The 3904-nt window shown below is 64.2% G+C and carries 5 protein-coding genes; 4 read left to right on the top strand and 1 reads right to left on the bottom strand.

What is annotated here, in order from left to right:
• Positions 1-13 precede the first annotated feature (13 nt).
• From VJ897_RS15245 to VJ897_RS07210, 3 genes are all read left to right on the top strand, one after another.
• Positions 14-178, top strand: coding sequence for a hypothetical protein (locus tag VJ897_RS15245; RefSeq protein WP_414706698.1), 165 nt, complete (start codon positions 14-16; stop codon positions 176-178).
• A gap of 108 nt (positions 179-286) precedes the next feature.
• Positions 287-1177, top strand: coding sequence for an NAD(P)-dependent oxidoreductase (locus VJ897_RS07215; protein WP_324054601.1), 891 nt, complete (start codon positions 287-289; stop codon positions 1175-1177).
• Between the two features lie 16 nt (positions 1178-1193).
• Positions 1194-2057 carry a sugar phosphate isomerase/epimerase family protein gene (locus VJ897_RS07210; protein WP_324054599.1) on the top strand — a complete coding sequence of 288 codons (864 nt, stop codon included), beginning with the start codon at positions 1194-1196 and terminating at the stop codon, positions 2055-2057.
• A gap of 502 nt (positions 2058-2559) precedes the next feature.
• On the opposite strand, the gene VJ897_RS07205 is transcribed toward VJ897_RS07210, so the two are convergent.
• Positions 2560-3204: an SGNH/GDSL hydrolase family protein gene (locus tag VJ897_RS07205; RefSeq protein WP_324054598.1), complete on the bottom strand. Its 645-nt coding sequence runs from the start codon at positions 3202-3204 to the stop codon at positions 2560-2562.
• 346 nt (positions 3205-3550) lie between these two features.
• Here VJ897_RS07205 and VJ897_RS07200 point away from each other — a divergent pair.
• On the top strand, positions 3551-3904 hold a 354-nt coding region (locus VJ897_RS07200), incomplete at its 3' end, for a glycoside hydrolase family protein (RefSeq protein WP_324054596.1).

Genomic DNA, 3904 nt, shown 5'->3' with positions numbered 1-3904 from the left:
CTGCACGCCGCCGGTGGGCAATTGCCTCAACGTCTGCTCCGCGATCTGCCGATTGCCGATCGGGCGCATTTTCCTCGGCGCGGCACCGTTCCTGCTCGCCAACGTCGTGGTCCTGGCGCTGATCTGCCTCTTCCCCGCGCTGGTGATGTGGATCCCGAACGCGGTCATGGGGCCATAGGATGACAAGGGAAACGGACACAGCGGAGGGCTTGCGGGTGTCCCCCGCCGGCCTCGCGCGACAGCCAACACGACGCGGGAAGCCTCCCGCAGCAGCAAGGATGAAGACATGAAGAAAGTGACCGTCATAGGTCTTGGCGACATGGGCTCGGGCCTCGCCAGGAACCTCATCGCCGCCGGATTCGACGTCGCCGGCTTCGACCTGAGCGCAGACCGGCTCGAAAGCTTCCGGAAGATGGGCGGCAGTCCCGCCGCCAGCGTCGCCGAGGCGGCCCGCGACGCCGAGGCCGCCTTCGTGATGGTCATGAACGGTGACCAGGCCAAGGGCGTCATCCTGCCGCCGGACGGACTTGCGGCGCATATGCCCGCCGGCGGCATCGTGTTGCTGACCGCGACGATCCGGCCGAGGGAGGCGCGCGAGATCGGCGCGGCGCTGGAGGGGTCCGGGATCGACCTGATCGACAGCCCGGTCTCGGGCGGGTTTCCCGGCGCACAGGGCGGAACGCTGACCATGATGGCCTCGGCGACGCAGCAGGTGCTCGACCGCGCCCGCCCGGCGATGGAGGCCGTTTCGGCCACCATTCACCACGTCGGCACCGAGCCCGGAATGGGCCAGACCGTGAAGGCCTGTCTGCAGACACTCATCGGCTCGATCTTCTCGGCGACGTTCGAGGCGTCGGTGTTGGCGGCCAAGGCGGGCGTGAAGGGGGAAGACCTCTACAAGGTCTTCTCGACCAGCGGCGCAGGGTGCGGATGCACGAACACCGCGCTCGAAAACATCATCGACCGGAAGTTCGAGAAGACCGGTTCGGCCATCGGGACCATGCACAAGGACCTGACGATCTCGCTGAACCTCGCCGAAGAGCTCGAAGTGCCCATGCAGATGGCCTCGACGGCGATGCAGATCTTCCACGCCGGAAAGTCGAAATACCCCGATGGGGACAACTGGGCCTGCACACGGGTGATCGAAGAGATCGTCGGCTCGCAACTGCACCGATAGAACAAGGAGAAAGCCGATGAAACTGGGTGTGATCTGCGACGGCATCAGCCGCGATCTAGGGCATGCCGTCGATGTCATGGACGAGTTCGGGCTGGAGTATGCCGAGCTGCAATTCGTGGGCGACACGGAGGTCGGGGATCACTCGGCTGCCGAGATCGCGGAAATCGACATGCTGCTTCGCGACCGGGGCAAGCCGGTCAGCTGCCTGTCGCGTCACATCTTCGCGGGTACGACGAAAGACAACAAGCCGGGCGATGAACTGCACACAAAGCACATGGACGCACTCAAGCGCGTGATCGACATGGCGCATGTGGTCGGCAGCCCGCTGGTCAGGGTAATGACCCCGAAGAAGGAGCAGATCCTCTGGGGGTTGAACGGCGCCGAAAAATGGAATGTGGCCCATGGCGCCTGGGATGCGATGCTGCCGCTGATCGCACCAGCATGTGACGTGGCACGCGATGCCGGCGTCACTCTGGTGGTGGAGACCGGCAACGGTACAATGGTGAATTCCAACTACACCGGCCGCAAGCTGATCGACGATCTGGGGGCGAATGACGTGCTCAAGGTGTTGTGGGATTCAGCGAACAACTGCTGGTGTCACGAGCCAGCTTGGCCGGACGGTTACGATGCGGTGAAGGACGGCTATCTCGGCCACGTCCACATCAAGGATGTGAAGGTCGACACCCCGCGCGCCACGCTGGAGGTCCGCCGATTGGGCGAAGGTCAGCTCGCCGACCAGTTCCAGCCGGTGGCGGATGCGTTGCGCGCGGACGGGTATGACGGCGTGATCTCGTTCGAGAGCGTCTACCACCCGGGCAACGGAAATTTCGAGGATGGCTTCCGGCTGTGCATCGACCGGTTCAAGACCATCTTCGGGTGACCGCCCTCTGACGGTCACGGGATATCTTGCCCGACTCTGAGCGGATCGGGCGGGGAGGCAATCTGAATGCCTGCCGAGGCGGCGAAGGAGTGGCCTTCCAGGGATGACGGAATGCCAGCCCTTCAAATATTTCAGGTGCCTGACGTCGCCCCCGAAGATCATCCGCTGGGCATTGATAATGAGCGTTCGGTTCCAGCTGTCGCCGCGGAATGTCGGGGAGTGCACGTACTAAATGTAATAAGAGCAATTGCCAGGCGGGGTAGGGACCGTTCAACCCCAGTCTGTCCCCTCCGCCAAGGCGATGCGGATCATGATCGAGGCACCCAGTTCCCAGGATCGGATATTCGGAGCAGCCGATCTCCACCTGGCATGACACTTGCTGGCTGCAAGGGCTCGGATCGGAGCGACTGTTTGCGCGGGGCCGCGCGACCGGAGCTGCGCGATGTCCGTCTCCGACCGCCTTCATCCGCGACGGTGCCATTGCCGAAGAGCAGTCGCCGGGCTACCGGGCATTCGCTATGGCGTCAGCCAGTAAGTAGGCCATCACCGAAGACCCCCTGACCGACGGATGAACCCGATCTGAATCGTAGAGCGTGCTGTCGGCAGGATCGATCGCATTATGGACGGGCACAAGGGTAACGCCAGGGATCGCCTCCAGTCTTTCGGCCAACGTCCGAAGATGCGGAATACATCCACTGAATTCGTTGCCACCCGTCGGTGGGTCGGCGTACCCTAGAACGAAGACGTGCGTGCCATCCGCGACGACCTCTTGCAGGAAGCCCCCCAACTCGCCCTCTCCGTCCTCCGCCAGCAAGACGTCGACCTCGGCCGCGCAGCCTTCCTCGCAGCGACATGCTTCGCCAAGGTCATTGCCGCCACCGGTCATGACAAGAACATCCGGCCGGTCCTCTCCCAGTTGGGCCCTGATATCGAGGCCTTGCAGCCGGTCCCACGGCGCTGCGCTGATCTGCGCTCCTGCGACGGATCGGTCATCCACGGGCACGCCGAGCTCCTGCGACAGGCCCGCAGGGATGGAGTCCTGCCCGTTCCAGTCCATGATGCTGTCACCGATGACGATGATGTCCTGCGCGAATGACGGCGCGGCCAGGAGCGCCCATGCAGAAACGAACGCGGACCGGATAATCAAGACGACACCCCTGCGCTGTGGCGTGAGCCGGGCACGGTCTTGTACCTCATCTACCGCTACACGCAGTAAAATAATCGCGGCACCGCAGGCCACGCGCTCGGGGCAGATAAGCCGCGTTGCGTCGTCGATGCACCCGCCGGGACACGGGTGTCTAGGACACACACGTGTCGCTCCGGACCGCCGCGCCGATCTTTGGCGCCGTCCTCGCCTGCTCGTGACGGGACGAAATGCGCGCTCGACGGCTGTCCCGACCCTTGCCAAGGACGGAACGTGGCACGAACAGCGCGCTGGTGAGGGGCGATGTGATCGCCCAGGATGGAACGCGTGGGGACAGGGATCAGGCCGAATGAGCAGATGGACCACGATCCTTGCGGCCCTGGCGATCTGCGCCGCCGCGACTTGCGTCACAGCGCAGGAACATCGCCCTTTGTCTTCGGAATACGCGGCCATGTCGCCACGCATTGCACCGGACAATTGGCATCTGCACGATCCCTCTGCGATCGTTGTACTGGGCGGCTGGCAGGTCGTGGTCGTCACCGGCAAGGAAAATGCGCATGGGTACCGCTGCGGGCTGGAGAGCTGGCGCCGCGCGGATGACGCGGCGCCATGGCAACCGCATCTGTGCCTGTTCCGCGACAAGCCCGCATGGATCGGCGAAGAACTGCCCGGCAACGACGGAGCCTTCTGGGCGCCGGGCCTC

Origin of the sequence: Salibaculum sp., from assembly GCF_035270045.1 — a bacterium.
Taxonomy (GTDB): domain Bacteria; phylum Pseudomonadota; class Alphaproteobacteria; order Rhodobacterales; family Rhodobacteraceae; genus Salibaculum.
This window is presented reverse-complemented; position numbering and strand designations above follow the sequence as displayed.